The sequence below is a fragment of the Pseudomonas sp. S34 genome (assembly GCF_009866745.1).
Classification (GTDB): Bacteria; Pseudomonadota; Gammaproteobacteria; order Pseudomonadales; family Pseudomonadaceae; genus Aquipseudomonas; species Aquipseudomonas jessenii.
Window position 1 is genome coordinate 1,904,373 of the sequence record NZ_CP019398.1, and the last position, 14,740, is coordinate 1,919,112.

12 protein-coding genes are annotated in these 14,740 nt (G+C 59.2%); 8 read left to right on the forward strand and 4 right to left on the reverse strand.

Going from position 1 to position 14,740, the window contains the following annotated elements; translation table 11 throughout:
- The first annotated feature begins 18 nt into the window (after positions 1 to 18).
- From ppsA to PspS34_RS08510, 8 genes are all read left to right on the forward strand, one after another.
- The gene (ppsA, locus tag PspS34_RS08475; protein ID WP_090454035.1) at positions 19 to 2,394 is read left to right on the forward strand and encodes a phosphoenolpyruvate synthase; all 2,376 of its coding nucleotides are present in this window, start codon (positions 19 to 21) and stop codon (positions 2,392 to 2,394) included.
- 197 nt (positions 2,395 to 2,591) lie between these two features.
- Positions 2,592 to 3,587 (forward strand): alpha/beta fold hydrolase, encoded by a 996-nt coding sequence (locus tag PspS34_RS08480; RefSeq protein WP_102668982.1) that lies wholly within the window; start codon positions 2,592 to 2,594, stop codon positions 3,585 to 3,587.
- Positions 3,588 to 3,701: 114 nt separating this feature from the next.
- Entirely contained in the window at positions 3,702 to 4,193 is a 492-nt protein-coding gene (rraA, locus tag PspS34_RS08485) for a ribonuclease E activity regulator RraA (RefSeq protein WP_008027412.1), read from the forward strand.
- A 26-nt stretch (positions 4,194 to 4,219) separates the two neighbouring features.
- Entirely contained in the window at positions 4,220 to 5,215 is a 996-nt protein-coding gene (locus tag PspS34_RS08490) for a zinc transporter ZntB (protein WP_150812371.1), read from the forward strand.
- A gap of 62 nt (positions 5,216 to 5,277) precedes the next feature.
- Positions 5,278 to 5,526, forward strand: coding sequence for a hypothetical protein (locus PspS34_RS08495; protein WP_008017601.1), 249 nt, complete (start codon positions 5,278 to 5,280; stop codon positions 5,524 to 5,526).
- Between the two features lie 2 nt (positions 5,527 to 5,528).
- Complete coding sequence (locus PspS34_RS08500; protein WP_008048604.1) at positions 5,529 to 6,353, forward strand: mechanosensitive ion channel domain-containing protein; 825 nt, start codon at positions 5,529 to 5,531, stop codon at positions 6,351 to 6,353.
- A 90-nt stretch (positions 6,354 to 6,443) separates the two neighbouring features.
- Positions 6,444 to 7,034, forward strand: a complete 591-nt coding sequence (sigX, locus tag PspS34_RS08505; protein ID WP_015096065.1) for an RNA polymerase sigma factor SigX — start codon at positions 6,444 to 6,446, stop codon at positions 7,032 to 7,034.
- Positions 7,035 to 7,141: 107 nt separating this feature from the next.
- The gene (locus PspS34_RS08510) at positions 7,142 to 8,173 is read left to right on the forward strand and encodes an OmpA family protein (RefSeq protein WP_057715703.1); all 1,032 of its coding nucleotides are present in this window, start codon (positions 7,142 to 7,144) and stop codon (positions 8,171 to 8,173) included.
- A 73-nt stretch (positions 8,174 to 8,246) separates the two neighbouring features.
- Here the strand turns inward: PspS34_RS08510 and cobA are convergent, their stop codons facing one another.
- Genes cobA through nirB form a run of 4 tightly spaced genes read right to left on the reverse strand, consistent with a single transcriptional unit; the run spans position 8,247 to position 14,506 of the window.
- On the reverse strand, positions 8,247 to 9,011 hold the full coding sequence (gene cobA, locus PspS34_RS08515; RefSeq protein WP_154860687.1) for a uroporphyrinogen-III C-methyltransferase: 765 nt from the start codon (positions 9,009 to 9,011) through the stop codon (positions 8,247 to 8,249).
- A gap of 10 nt (positions 9,012 to 9,021) precedes the next feature.
- Entirely contained in the window at positions 9,022 to 11,739 is a 2,718-nt protein-coding gene (locus PspS34_RS08520; protein ID WP_154860686.1) for a nitrate reductase, read from the reverse strand.
- Positions 11,739 to 12,056, reverse strand: coding sequence for a nitrite reductase small subunit NirD (gene nirD, locus PspS34_RS08525; protein ID WP_046042889.1), 318 nt, complete (start codon positions 12,054 to 12,056; stop codon positions 11,739 to 11,741). Before nirD ends, PspS34_RS08520 begins: the two co-directional genes overlap by 1 nt.
- Positions 12,053 to 14,506, reverse strand: a complete 2,454-nt coding sequence (nirB, locus tag PspS34_RS08530) for a nitrite reductase large subunit NirB (RefSeq protein ID WP_159389562.1) — start codon at positions 14,504 to 14,506, stop codon at positions 12,053 to 12,055. Before nirB ends, nirD begins: the two co-directional genes overlap by 4 nt.
- Positions 14,507 to 14,740 lie beyond the last annotated feature (234 nt).

The window sequence follows — 14,740 nt, forward strand, 5'->3', positions numbered from 1 at the left end:
GTTAGTGGAGAGATCACCTTGGTAGAGTACGTAGTTTCCCTCGATAAGCTCGGCAAACACGATGTTGAGCATGTGGGGGGCAAGAACGCATCCCTGGGCGAGATGATCAGCAACCTTGCAGGTGCCGGTGTATCGGTGCCCGGCGGCTTCGCCACGACCGCTCAGGCTTATCGTGATTTCCTGGAACTGAGCGGCCTGAATCAGCAGATTCACGATGCGCTCGATGCCCTGGACGTCGATGACGTGAATGCGCTGGCCAAGACCGGTGCCCAGATCCGCCAATGGATCATGGAAGCCGAGTTCCCTGAAAAACTGAATGCCGAAATTCGTACCGCGTTCGCCACGCTGTCCGCCGGCAACCCTGACGTGGCCGTGGCCGTGCGTTCTTCCGCCACCGCCGAAGACTTGCCCGACGCATCCTTTGCCGGCCAGCAGGAAACCTTCCTGAACATCCGTGGTGTCGAAAACGTCATTCGCGCCGCCAAAGAGGTGTTCGCCTCGCTGTTCAACGACCGTGCCATTTCCTATCGCGTGCACCAGGGCTTCGACCACAAGCTGGTTGCCCTGTCTGCTGGCGTGCAGCGCATGGTCCGTTCCGAAACCGGCACCGCCGGCGTGATGTTCACCCTCGATACCGAGTCGGGCTTCCGTGACGTGGTGTTCATCACCGGCGCCTACGGCCTGGGTGAAACCGTCGTACAAGGCGCGGTGAACCCGGATGAGTTCTACGTTCACAAAGGCACGCTGGCCGCGGGTCGCCCGGCGATCCTGCGCCGCAACCTGGGCAGCAAAGCCATCAAGATGATCTACGGCGACGAGGCCAAGGCCGGTCGTTCGGTCAAGACCGTCGACGTGGACAAGGCCGAGCGCGCACGTTTCTGCCTGACCGACGCGGAAGTCAGCGAACTGGCCAAGCAGGCGATGATCATCGAGAAGCACTACCAGTGCCCGATGGACATCGAGTGGGCCAAGGACGGTGACGACGGCAAGCTGTACATCGTGCAGGCCCGTCCGGAAACAGTGAAGAGCCGCACCCAGGCCAACGTCATGGAACGTTACCTGTTGAAAGAAACCGGCACCGTGCTGGTGGAAGGCCGTGCCATTGGCCAGCGCATCGGCGCCGGCAAGGTCCGCATCATCAAGGACGTGTCCGAGATGGACAAGGTCCAGCCAGGCGACGTACTGGTTTCCGACATGACCGACCCGGACTGGGAGCCGGTCATGAAGCGCGCGAGCGCGATCGTCACCAACCGTGGCGGCCGTACTTGCCACGCGGCGATCATCGCCCGTGAGCTGGGTATTCCAGCGGTAGTAGGTTGCGGCAACGCCACCCAGCTGTTGAAAGATGGCCAGGGCGTGACCGTTTCCTGCGCTGAAGGCGACACCGGCTTCATCTTCGAAGGCGAACTGGGCTTCGACATCAAGAAGAACTCCGTGGACGCCATGCCTGAGCTGCCGTTCAAGATCATGATGAACGTCGGTAACCCGGACCGCGCCTTTGACTTCGCACAGCTGCCGAACGCCGGTGTGGGCCTGGCCCGCCTGGAGTTCATCATCAACCGCATGATCGGCGTGCACCCCAAGGCACTGCTGAACTACGACGGCCTGCCGCTGGACATCAAGGAAAGCGTCGACAAGCGCATCGCCGGCTACAACGATCCGGTGGGTTTCTACGTCGAGAAACTGGTCGAAGGCATCAGCACCCTGGCGGCTGCGTTCTGGCCGAAAAAGGTCATCGTGCGTCTGTCGGACTTCAAGTCCAACGAATACGCCAACCTGATCGGCGGCAAGCTGTACGAGCCGGAAGAAGAGAACCCGATGTTGGGCTTCCGCGGTGCCTCGCGTTACATCAGCGAATCGTTCCGCGACTGCTTCGAACTCGAATGCCGTGCCCTCAAGCGCGTGCGCAACGAAATGGGCCTGACCAACGTCGAAATCATGGTGCCGTTCGTCCGTACCCTGGGCGAAGCGAGCCAGGTGGTGGATCTGCTGGCGGAAAATGGTCTGGCTCGTGGCCAGAACGGCCTGCGCGTGATCATGATGTGCGAACTGCCGTCCAACGCCATCCTGGCTGAAGAGTTCCTCGAGTTCTTCGACGGTTTCTCCATCGGCTCCAACGACCTGACCCAGCTGACCCTGGGCCTGGACCGTGACTCCGGCATCATCGCCCACCTGTTCGACGAGCGTAATCCGGCGGTCAAGAAGCTGCTGGCCAATGCGATTGCCGCGTGCAACAAGGCCGGCAAATACATCGGTATCTGCGGTCAGGGTCCTTCGGACCACCCGGACCTGGCCAAGTGGCTGATGGAGCAGGGCATTGAAAGCGTTTCGTTGAACCCTGACTCCGTACTGGAAACCTGGTTCTTCCTGGCGGAAGGTCAAGCTTCGGCCTGATCCGGTGTAAACGGGCCGCCCCTTTCTGTGGGAGCGAGCTTGCTCGCGATGGACGTCAACGATAACGCGTTTATCCTGGATAAACGTGGTGTCCCGAGTTCTTCGCGAGCAGGGCTCGCTCCTACAGGGAGCGGTCTTTATGAGATTCAAGCAGGGCGGGCTCCATCTGGATGCCGCCCTTTTTTGTGCAAGAGATTATGCAAAGCAGCAGCAACCTATTTCCTGTCGCCCTGATCAGTGCCGAACGGCGCGGTGATCTGAGCGAAGATGTGTATCGTTTGAAACCCGGTAACAGTCCCGACTTCACCGTCGAATTGGCTGTGACACGCCTTGGCATGGCCGATGAGTCGTCCTCCCGTGGCGTGCCGGTGATCCTGCTGCACGGCAGCTTTTCCAATCGCCGGTTCTGGTTTTCTCCCAAAGGCCTGGGGTTGGGCGCTTACCTGGCCCGTCTGGGGTTCGATGTCTGGATTCCGGAAATGCGCGGTCACGGCCTGTCCCAGCGTAACCACGACTACCGCAAGAACCGTGTTGCCGATTACGCACGCTATGACCTGCCGGCCATTGGCGCGTTCGTGCGCGAACAGAGCGGGCAGGTGCCACACTGGATCGGTCACTCACTGGGCGGTATTACACTGGCCGCAGCGCTGGGTGGCGAGTACATCGGTGAGCCCGTCGTGGCCTCGGCGGCGTTTTTCGGTACACAAGTCAGTCGCACCTACTGGCCATTGAAGATTCCGCCGGTAGAGTGGAGCGGTCGCTTCATTCTCAAACGTTTTGCCCAGTTGTCCGGCTCAAGGCTCAAGCGCGGTCCGGAGGACGAGCCCATCGGCCTGGCCCTGGAAGGCATGCGCTGGTACGGTCTGTTCGGGCGCTTTGGCGATGCCGATAAAAACTGGTGGGCGGGTTTGGCCGAGGTCAAGTTACCGGTGCTTGCCGTGAGCGCTGCGGGTGATCATCAGGATCCTGCGTGGGCGTGTCGCAAGCTGTTCGAGCAGTTCGGTTCCGAGCACAAGCAATTCATCAACCTGGGGCGCGAGCAGGGCTTCGGCGACAATTTCGGTCACGTGGAAATGCTCGTCAGCAAGGCAGCCCAGGCTGAAGTCTGGCCTTTGGTGACGCGCTGGTTGGCCGATCAGCAGACACCTTTGCCGGGAGCGCAACAGGATTTGGTCGCGGCAGTCCGAGCCTGACGCTCTGACAAGGGCATTTCGCTCCGGTCGGCTTGCGGCTAAGATATGACGCATTGAGCTGTTCTGGTCACTTTCCGACATCCTCGATTGTCTTCCTCTTACAGGAGTTTCTCGATGAACCATTACATCACGCCTGACCTGTGCGACGCCTATCCGGAGCTGGTGCAGGTGCTGGAACCGATGTTCAGCAATTTCGGCGGCCGTGATTCCTTCGGCGGCGAAATCGTGACCATCAAATGCTTTGAAGACAACTCGCGGGTCAAGGAGCAGGTCGAGCTCAAGGGGAATGGCAAAGTGCTGGTGGTAGACGGTGGCGGTTCCCTGCGGCATGCGTTGCTCGGTGACATGCTGGCCGAGAAAGCCGCGAAAAACGGTTGGGAAGGGCTGGTGATCTACGGTTGCATCCGCGACGTCGATATCATCGCGCAGACCGATCTGGGCGTTCAGGCCCTCGCCAGCCACCCGAGGAAATCCGACAGGCGCGGGCTCGGCGATCTCAACGTTGTGGTGACGTTTGCCGGCGTGACGTTCCGTCCAGGCGAATACATTTATGCGGACAACAACGGCGTGATCATCTCGCCCAGCCCGCTGAAAATGCCTGAATAAAGCGCCGGTTGACCAAAGGAGTGCGGATGTTCGAGGAAGAAAACGCGCAATGGGGGCTGGTGCATGCCCTGGTGCTGGACGGTAAAGGCGGTGCGCGTTCGATTGCCCGGACTGAACTCGATGACTTGCAGCTGCAGGCCCATGAAAGCCTGTGGCTGCACTGGGATCGCAGTCATCCGCAAACCCGGACCTGGTTGCGCAAATCCAGCGGTCTGAGCGAATTCAGCTGTGACCTGTTACTCGAAGAAAACACCCGTCCGCGACTTTTGCAGCTTTCGGACAGCGAACTGCTGCTATTTTTGCGCGGGGTCAATCTGAACCCTGGCGCCGAACCGGAAGACATGGTGTCGGTGCGGATTTTCGGCTCTGCCCAGCGTGTCATTTCCCTGCGTTTGCGTCCTTTGCGTGCCACTGACGAGTTGCTGGTGCAACTGTCCGAGGGCAAGGGGCCGAAAACTGCCTCCGAACTCATCCTTTGCATGGCGCAGTACCTCACCAACAAGGTGCAGGATCTGGTCAGCTGTCTCTCGGAAGTGGTCGATGAGGAAGAAGAAAAGCTGGATACCGACGAACGGTATACTCCTGAGCACGGGGCGGTTTTGCAGATTCGTCGCCGGGCGGCTGCGTTGAAGCGCTTTCTGGCTCCGCAGCGGGACATTTTCGGGCAGTTGACGCGAATCAAGTTGCCCTGGTTCGTCGAGGATGACGGCGATTACTGGAACGAATTGAACAACAGCCTGACCCGCTACCTCGAAGAGCTGGAATTGACCCGGGAGCGGGTGGGGCTGGTCCTGGAGGCTGAAGACCGTCGCTTGAGCGTGCGCATGAACCGCACGATGTATCGCTTCGGGATCATCACCGGGATCTTTTTGCCGATGAGTTTTCTGGCCGGGCTTTTGGGGATCAACGTCGGTGGAATTCCATTCTCTGCCAGCCCTTACGGCTTTCTGATCGCTTGCCTGATGATGGTCTCGGTGGCGCTCGGGCAGTGGTGGTTGTTCCGACGTTTACGCTGGGTCTGAGGGAAACCATGTGACCCGACCAAAACTGACCGCGTCTCCCACAGACATCACGAGAGGTGCGTATGCACGATCCGTTTGAACAGTCTTTACGCGACATGCTCAACGCCTCACCGTCCACCCGGGACGACGATGCGTGCCTGGGGCGTGTGCTGAAAACCGCCAACCGCCAGGTCGGCGCCGGTGATCTGTTCAGCCTGCTGGGGCGCTGGTTGCCCGCACTGATGATCGCCCTGAATAACGGATCGGCCCATGTCGCGCCGGTATCCCGTCTTCGTAAACCTACTGCTCGCACTGCTGATAAGGCTGATTGAATATGGAACTTGATCTCTGGACTCAGAGCCTCGTCACTGCAATGACTGCGTTGTGGACCAAGGTTGCGAACTTCATTCCGAACCTGTTCGGCGCACTGGTTGTGCTGCTGTTGGGTTTTGTCGTGGCCAAACTGCTGGACACCTTGCTCTCGAAGTTGCTCGCCAAACTGGGCCTTGATCGCTTGATGGGTGGCACCGGCCTGACCAAATTGCTGTCCCGTGCAGGGTTGCAAGTTCCTATTTCGACGCTGATCGGCAAAATCGTCTATTGGTTCGTTCTGCTGATTTTTCTGGTTTCTGCCGCAGAATCCCTTGGCCTTGAGCGAGTTTCAGCTACGCTGGACATGCTTGCGTTGTATTTGCCGAAGGTGTTCGGCGCGGCGCTGGTGTTGCTGGTCGGTGTCTTGCTGGCGCAACTGGCCAACGGGCTGGTGCGCGGAGCGGCAGAAGGCGTGGGGCTGGACTATGCTTCAGGGCTTGGGCGGATTGCCCAGGGCCTGGTGATCATCATCAGTATTTCGGTTGCGATCAGCCAGTTGGAGGTCAAGACCGACCTGCTGAACCATGTGATCGTGATTGTGTTGATAACCGTTGGTCTGGCAGTAGCGCTGGCCATGGGGTTGGGAAGCCGGGAAATTGCCGGCCAGATTCTTGCGGGAATCTACGTGCGTGAGCTGTACCAGGTTGGGCAACAAGTGCGTGTTGGCGAGGTCGAAGGCCAGATCGAAGAGATCGGCACGGTTAAAACCACATTGCTGACCGATGAGGGTGAGCTAGTCTCTCTTTCCAATCGGATCCTCCTTGAGCAGCATGTGAGTAGCCGCTAACCCGGCAAACCCTGCTAATGTATGCCGCCGCAAAATGCCTGCTCACGCTGGCTGCGGCGGACATTGACCTGACTGTCGGCCCGACTTGTTTTGAATAAAGCCCAATCGTTATCCATGCGCTACGACCCCCGCGAGCTCTCTGATGAGGAGTTGGTCGCGCGCTCGCATACCGAGCTGTTTCACGTAACACGCGCCTATGAAGAACTGATGCGGCGTTACCAGCGAACATTATTTAACGTGTGCGCACGATATCTAGGGAACGATCGCGACGCAGACGATGTCTGTCAGGAGGTCATGTTGAAGGTGCTGTATGGCCTGAAGAACTTCGAAGGTAAATCGAAGTTCAAGACATGGCTATATAGCATCACGTACAACGAGTGCATCACACAGTATCGGAAGGAACGGCGAAAGCGTCGCTTGATGGACGCATTGAGTCTTGACCCCCTCGAGGAAGCGTCTGAAGAAAAGACGCCGAAACCTGAGGAAAAAGGCGGACTTGATCGCTGGTTGGTGTATGTGAACCCGATTGATCGTGAAATTCTGGTGCTACGATTTGTCGCAGAGCTGGAGTTTCAGGAAATCGCAGACATCATGCATATGGGTTTGAGCGCAACAAAAATGCGGTACAAACGCGCTCTAGATAAATTGCGTGAGAAATTTGCAGGCATTGCTGAAACTTAGTTCAGCGCAAATATCTCTTACGTGTAGGCAAGTTCTGTTAGACTTGCCGCCGAGTTGTCCCCCGGTTTGCGGGACTGCTTCACAATCACCAGATGGGGATTTAACGGATGAAACTGAAAAACACCTTGGGCTTGGCCATTGGTTCTCTTATTGCCGCCACTTCCATCGGCGCTCTGGCACAGGGCCAAGGCGCAGTTGAAATCGAAGGCTACGCAAAGAAGCAATATTTCGATAGCGACCGTAACTTCAAGAACGACGGCATCCTGCCGGGTGGTTCTATCGGTTACTTCCTGACAGACGACGTTGAACTGCGTCTGGCCTACGACGAAGTGCACAACGCCCGTGCAAACGACGGCAAGAACGTTAAGGGCGCGAACACCGCTCTGGACGCTCTGTACCACTTCAACAACCCAGGCGACATGCTGCGTCCTTACGTCTCGGGCGGTTTCTCCGACCAGAGCATCGACCAGAACGGCTCGAACGGTCGTAACCGTTCCACCTTCGCCAACGTTGGCGGCGGTGCCAAGCTGTACTTCACCGACAACTTCTACGCCCGTGCTGGCGTTGAAGCTCAGTACAACATCGACCAGGGCAACACCGAGTGGGCTCCTAGCGTCGGTATCGGTGTGAACTTCGGCGGCGGCAGCAAGCCAGCTGCTGCTCCAGTTCCAGCTCCGGAAGTTTGCTCTGACAGCGACAACGATGGCGTTTGCGACAACGTTGACAAGTGCCCAGACACCCCAGCCAACGTAACTGTTGACGCTGACGGCTGCCCGGCAGTTGCTGAAGTTGTTCGTGTTGAGCTGGACGTGAAGTTCGACTTCGACAAGTCGGTAGTCAAGCCAAACAGCTACGGCGACATCAAGAACCTGGCTGACTTCATGAAGCAGTACCCATCCACCAGCACTACTGTTGAAGGTCACACTGACTCCGTCGGTCCTGACGCTTACAACCAGAAACTGTCCGAGCGTCGTGCAAACGCCGTTAAACAAGTTCTGACCAACCAGTACGGTGTTGAATCGTCCCGCGTTCAGTCTGTTGGCTACGGCGAATCCCGCCCAGTTGCTGACAACAAAACTGACGCTGGTCGTGCAGTTAACCGTCGCGTAGAAGCGCAGGTTGAAGCTCAAGCTAAGTAATTAGCTCGCAGCTCTGAAAAGCCCGGCTCAGGCCGGGCTTTTCTTTGTCTGCAATTTGGTGAAATAGTTGAAACTACGCTGACTGATCTGCCGCCATCACAGGCAATTCACGCTCCCACAGCGATTGAGTTGCACAGGCTGCCACTGCACCGATCACCAGTATGGCAGGGCTTTTCAGCTGGAATCTGTAGGCTGCTTCATCCATGTTTGTGAGAGTGCTCCGACATTCCCGTTGATGGGGCAAGGAGGCATTTTCAATCATGGCCACGGGCGTATCCGTTGCCATGCCGCCGGCCAATAGCTGCTCACGGATTTCACCGAGCTTGGCCACTCCCATGTAAACCACCAACGTCGTTCCGCCTTGGGCCAGTGCCTGCCAGTTCAATTGGCTGTCGTCCTGGGTGTGTGCGGTGACCAGCGTGACACCACGGGCTACACCGCGCAAAGTCAGCGGAATATCGCATTGCGTTGCCCCCGCCAGCCCGGCAGTGATGCCGTTGACCAACTCGGCTTCGACCCCACGCTCACGCAGCCACTGCGCCTCTTCACCACCGCGGCCGAAAATGCATGGATCGCCGCCTTTGAGCCGCGCTACGCATTTACCCTGCCGGGCATAACGAAGCATCAGGCGATGGATGAACGCTTGCGGGGTAGAGCGGCAGCCGCCACGCTTGCCCACCGGAATGATCCGCGCCCCAGGGCAATGCTCGAGTACCGCGACATTGACCAAGTCATCGATCAGCACCACATCTGCCTCGCGCAAGGCACGTACCGCCTTCAACGTGAGCAACTCCGGATCACCCGGGCCCGCACCTACCAGCCAGACTTTTGCACTCATAGTGTTTTCCTCACGAGAAGACGGTGACTGGCTGCGCCGTGGCAGCCAGCAGGCGTTTGATTTCCGGAACGCAGGACCCGCATTGCGTGCCGCAACCCAGTTCTTGCTTGAGCCCCTGCAAGTCCAAGCCACGGCTGATGCCGGCGCAGATCGCGTTCTGGCCGACGTTCTTGCAATTGCACAGGATCTTGTTCGAGTTGAAGGACGTGTCGAGATTGCCCGGTGGTGCGCTCAGCGGCGCAAGCAGCCAGCGCCGCAGTTGCTGGTCCGCGCGACCTTCGAGCCACAGCCCCTGCAACCAGTGCTGGGCAAGGGTTTCACCGGCCAGTCGAATGGCAGTGATCCGGCCATTTTCGATCCGCACGCGCTTGCCTATGGCCCGTCGAGGGTCGTCGTAAGCCAGTACCGGGCCGTCATCGAGCGCCAGGTTTTTATCGATTTCGCTTAGCAACTCTGCCGAAGGTGCTGAAGTATTGGCAGCTCGTACAAGCAGGGCAGGGCGCTCACGGCCAACCAGACTGAGACTGACGTAGGAAAACACCTCACAGAGCGGTCGTAGCGTTTCAAAATGCCGTTGAACATCGCCCTCGATCAGTGCGAATAGTTTCCAGGGCAAATCCACCGGATCCAGGCGAACGCCGCTGTGTTTAAGTTCGGGCTGTTTCGACAACGGATCGAATGCGGGCAGAGTGAGACTGTTCACCCCACCCTTGAGAAAACGGTCGCCCCAATGCATCGGCAAAAAGGCCTGGCCCGGACGCACGCTGTCATCGCTGGCAACCGCGACGACGATTGCGCCGCGCCTGCTTTTCAGGCTGACCAGATCCCCCGGCTGCAGGCGATGGCGGCGCAGTTCGTCCGGGTGCAGGCTCAACTCCGCTTCGCTGACATGACCGAACAGCTGCGCAGCGGTGCCGGTGCGGCTCATGCCGTGCCATTGATCGCGCAGCCGGCCGGTGATCAGGGTCAGCGGAAAGCGTGCATCGCGTTGCTCTTTGGCGGCACGGTATGGATCGGCCACGAACTGCGCGCGCCCATTGGCAGTGGCAAATACCCCGTCGACGTACAGCCGGGCCGTGCCTTCAACGGCACCCGCAGGGAAGGGCCACTGCTGCGGGCCGAGACGATCGATCAGTGCATGGCTGATACCGGACAGATCCAGGTCGCGACCTTGAGTCAGTTGTTTGTATTCGTCAAAGACCTGAGCTGAATTATCAAATTCAAACAGGCTGGCTTGGCCGGGACGCAGGTGTTTTTCCAGGCGTTGTGCGAAATCTACGGTGATTGCCCAGTCTGGCCGCGCCTCACCCGGTGCGACGATTGCCTGGCGTACGTGGGAAATGCGCCGCTCTGAGTTGGTCACGCAACCTTCCTTTTCCCCCCAACTGGCGGCGGGCAGCAGAAGGTCGGCGAACTTCGCGGTTTCAGTGGTGCTGAAGGCTTCCTGCAACACCACGAACGGGCAGGCTTGCAGAGCTGCGCGCACGGCCGTCTGGTCCGGCATGGATTGCGCGGGGTTGGTGCAGGCGATCCACAACGCCTTGATCTTGCCGTTGCGCACTTGCTCGAACAATTCGATCGCAGTGAGCCCGGGGCTTTCCGGCAGTTGCTCGACGCCCCAGTAGGACGCCACTTGCGCACGGTGTTGTGCATTGGCGGCGTCACGGTGACCGGGCAGCAAGTTGGACAAACTGCCGGTTTCCCGTCCACCCATGGCATTTGGCTGACCGGTGAGGGAGAAAGGTCCGGCGCCGGGACGACCGATCTGCCCGGTGGCCAGGTGCAGATTGATCAATGCACTGTTTTTCGCGCTGCCGGCGGTGGACTGGTTAAGCCCCATGCACCACAGCGACAGAAAGCTCGGTGATGTGCCGATCCACTCGGCACATTGCTGCAATTGCCCGAGGCTGATACCGCAGAGCTGTGAAACCATTTGCGGCGTGTAGTCACGCACCAGGTTTTTCAGCTCGGCCAGGCCTTCGGTGTGGTCCCTGATGAAGTCACGATCTATCCAGTCTTCCCATAGCAGCAGATGCAAAATCCCATGGAACAAGGCGACATCGGTGCCCGGCAAGATCGCCAGGTGCAGATCAGCCAGATCGCAGGTATCTGTGCGACGTGGGTCAATCACGATGACCTTCATCTGCGGCCGGCGGGATTTGGCTGCTTCCAGGCGGCGAAACAGCACCGGGTGGGCGTAGGCCATGTTGCTGCCGACGATCATCACGCAATCGCTCAGCTCCAGGTCTTCGTAGCTGCAGGGCGGGGCGTCGGCACCCAGGCTGCGCTTGTAGCCGACCACCGCCGAGGACATGCACAGGCGCGAATTGCTGTCGATGTTGTTGGTGCCTACCAGGGCACGCGCCAGCTTGTTGAAGGCGTAGTAGTCCTCGGTCAACAGTTGCCCGGAAATGTAGAACGCCACGCTGTCCGGGCCATGTTCGGCAATGGTCGCGGCAAACACGCTGGTGGCGTGATCGAGGGCGGTATCCCAATCGGTGCGGTGGCGGGCCAGGCTTTTACCGAGGCGCAGTTCGGGGTACAACGCCCGCGCCGTCAAGTCGCCGGTCAGGTGCAGGGTCGAACCCTTGCTGCACAGTTTGCCGAAATTGGCCGGGTGCGCCGGGTCGCCGCTGACGCCGAGGATGCGTGAACCGTCGTGCTCGATCAGCACCCCGCAGCCGACCCCGCAGTAACAGCAGGTGGACGCAGTGATCTGGCGGTCCATCAGCCTGCATCCCGCAGGGCCAGCATCACCCGGCCATTTTCCACCCGGGCGAGATGGTGATGGGCACAGCCGATGTCCGGGGCCAGGGCTTCGCCGCTTTCCAGGTCGATTTGCCAGTTGTGCAGCGGGCAGGCCACACGCTTGCCGTAGACCAGACCTTGGGACAACGGGCCGCCCTTGTGCGGGCAGCGGTCGTCGAGGGCGAACACTTCGTCGTCGCTGGTACGGAAAATCGCGATGTCTCCCTTTGGCCCGGCGATGATCCGCGAGCCCAGGGCATTGATCTCTTCCAGTGCACAGATATCCAGCCAGTTCATGCCAGCACCTCCAGGTTTTTCACGGGGATGACGTCGAATTCTTTTTTCAGCTGGGGCTGTTCCAGGCGTTCCTTCCACGGGTCCTGTTCGAACGACAGGGAGAATTGCAGTCGATCGTTGAGCGCCTTGCGACGCTCCGGATCTTCCAGCACGGCTTTCTTGATGTGTTCCATGCCGACCCGTTGCAGGTAGTGCACGGTGCGCTCGAGGTAGAAGGCTTCTTCGCGATAGAGCTGCAGGAATGCACCGTTGTATTCGCGCACTTCTTCGGCGGTTTTCAGTTTGACGAAGAATTCCGCGACTTCGGTCTTGATCCCGCCGTTGCCACCGATGTACATCTCCCAGCCGGAGTCCACACCGATAATTCCCACATCCTTGATACCGGCTTCCGAGCAGTTGCGTGGGCAACCGGAGACAGCCAGCTTCACCTTGTGTGGCGACCACATGTTGAACAGGTCATGTTCCAGTTCAATGCCAAGTTGTGTGGAATTCTGGGTGCCAAAGCGGCAGAACTCGCTGCCGACGCAGGTTTTCACTGTGCGGATGGATTTGCCGTAGGCGTGGCCGGACGGCATGTCCAGGTCTTTCCACACCCCCGGCAGGTCTTGCTTGCGAATACCCAGCAAGTCAATGCGCTGGCCACCGGTGACCTTGACCATCGGTACGTTGTACTTGTCGGCGACGTCGGCAATGCGCCGCAGCTCTGAAGGATTGGTCACACCGCCCCACATCCGCGGGACTACAGAGTAGGTGCCGTCTTTCTGAATATTGGCGTGGGCGCGTTCATTGATCAGGCGCGATTGCGGATCGTCCTTGGCTTCCCCAGGCCAGGTGGAAATCAGGTAGTAGTTGAGCGCCGGGCGGCAGGTGGCGCAGCCGTTGGGTGTGCGCCAGTTCAGGTAGCTCATGGTGCCGGCGATGGTCAGCAGGTGCTGCTCGCGGATGGCCTGGCGGATCTGCCCGTGGTTGAGATCGCTGCAGCCGCAGATGGCCTTTTCGCTTTTCGGCTTGACGTCGGCGGCGCCGCCCACGGTGTTGATCAGGATCTGCTCCACCAAACCCGCGCACGAGCCGCAGGAGCTGGCAGCCTTGGTGTGTTTCTTGACGTCGTCGACACTGAACAGCCCGTGCTCCTGGATCGCCTTGACGATGGTGCCTTTGCACACACCGTTGCAGCCGCAGACTTCGGCGGTGTCGGCCATGCTCATGGCTTTGTCCTGGCCTTGATGTCCTACGTCGCCCAGTGCATTTTCACCAAACATCAAGTGATCGCGGATCTCACTGATGGCGTGATTCTCACGGATCTGCCTGAAATACCAGCCGCCGTCTGCCGTATCGCCGTACAGGCAGGCGCCCACCAGCACGTCATCCTTGATCACCAGTTTCTTGTAGACCCCGCCAATCGGGTCCGAGAGGGTAATGGTCTCGGTGCCTTCGCCACCCATGAAGTCGCCGGCGGAAAACAGGTCGATACCGGTAACCTTCAATTTGGTCGAGGTCACCGAACCCTTGTAGGTGGCAAAACCCAGTTGGGCCAGGTGGTTGGCGCAGACTTTGGCCTGTTCGAACAGCGGCGCCACCAAACCATAGGCGATACCGCGGTGGCTGGCACACTCGCCGATGGCATAGATCCGTGGGTCGTAAGTTTGCATTGTGTCGTTGACCAGAATCCCGCGGCTGCACGGAATGCCGGATTTCTCCGCCAGTTCGGTATTGGGGCGAATGCCGGCGGCCATCACTACCAAGTCAGCGGGAATGATGTCGCCGTTCTTGAATTGCACCGAACCGACCCGGCCGTTGCCAGCGTCGTGCAAGGCCTGGGTCTGCTCGCACAGGCGAAAGTGCAGGCCGCGAGATTCCAGCGCGGTTTGCAGCAACTGGCCGCTGGTCTTGTCCAGTTGCCGCTCCAGCAACCACTCGCCGATATGCACCACGGTGACGTGCATGCCCCGCAGCATCAGGCCGTTGGCGGCCTCCAGGCCGAGCAGGCCGCCGCCGATCACTACGGCGTGCCTGTGGGTTTTCGCGGTGTCGATCATGGCCTGGGTGTCGGCGATGTCGCGGTAGCCGATCACGCCGTCAAGGGTGTTGCCGGGAATGGGCAGGATGAAAGGCGTCGAGCCGGTGGCGATCAGCAGGCGATCGTATTCGGCTTCGCTGCCGTCTTCGGCAATGACCCGGCGCTTGACCCGGTCGATCTCCACCACCTTGCGGTTGAGCAGCAGTTTGATGTTGTTTTCCAGGTACCAGTCCAGGTCGTTGAGCACGATTTCTTCGAAGGTCTGTTCGCCCGCCAGCACCGGCGACAGCAGGATGCGGTTGTAGTTGGTGTGCGGTTCGGCACCGAAGACCGTGATGTCGTACAGCTCCGTGCTCAGCTTGAGCAGCTCTTCCAGGGTCCGGACCCCGGCCATGCCGTTGCCGATCATCACCAGTTTTAGTTTTTTCATCAGGTTCTCCGGGGAGCTCGGGCGTGCCTCATCAGTGGCAGGCCATGCTCGACAAATTTTGCGCAAACAAAAAAAGGCGTCCCGCTAGTTGCCTAGCGAGGACGCCTTTGTCCTGGTCCCGTTCTCTCGGGAAGTGCAACCTTCGTCGTTGAAGCCTGCGCTGTATGTCTGTTGAAAGAGGTAATGCAGTGGTTATGCCAAGTCGCTCAAATCCCGTGTTTGTTGGCATTTTCC

What these genes read in the sequence shown, in the direction of transcription:
- cobA (WP_154860687.1), bottom strand. Translation starts at nt 9,011, where the DNA reads ATGAGTGCAAAAGTCTGGCTGGTAGGTGCGGGCCCGGGTGATCCGGAG.
- PspS34_RS08480 (WP_102668982.1), top strand. Translation starts at nt 2,592, where the DNA reads ATGCAAAGCAGCAGCAACCTATTTCCTGTCGCCCTGATCAGTGCCGAA.
- nirB (WP_159389562.1), bottom strand. Translation starts at nt 14,506, where the DNA reads ATGAAAAAACTAAAACTGGTGATGATCGGCAACGGCATGGCCGGGGTC.
- PspS34_RS08490 (WP_150812371.1), top strand. Translation starts at nt 4,220, where the DNA reads ATGTTCGAGGAAGAAAACGCGCAATGGGGGCTGGTGCATGCCCTGGTG.
- PspS34_RS08500 (WP_008048604.1), top strand. Translation starts at nt 5,529, where the DNA reads ATGGAACTTGATCTCTGGACTCAGAGCCTCGTCACTGCAATGACTGCG.
- nirD (WP_046042889.1), bottom strand. Translation starts at nt 12,056, where the DNA reads ATGAACTGGCTGGATATCTGTGCACTGGAAGAGATCAATGCCCTGGGC.
- PspS34_RS08510 (WP_057715703.1), top strand. Translation starts at nt 7,142, where the DNA reads ATGAAACTGAAAAACACCTTGGGCTTGGCCATTGGTTCTCTTATTGCC.
- PspS34_RS08520 (WP_154860686.1), bottom strand. Translation starts at nt 11,739, where the DNA reads ATGGACCGCCAGATCACTGCGTCCACCTGCTGTTACTGCGGGGTCGGC.
- PspS34_RS08495 (WP_008017601.1), top strand. Translation starts at nt 5,278, where the DNA reads ATGCACGATCCGTTTGAACAGTCTTTACGCGACATGCTCAACGCCTCA.
- rraA (WP_008027412.1), top strand. Translation starts at nt 3,702, where the DNA reads ATGAACCATTACATCACGCCTGACCTGTGCGACGCCTATCCGGAGCTG.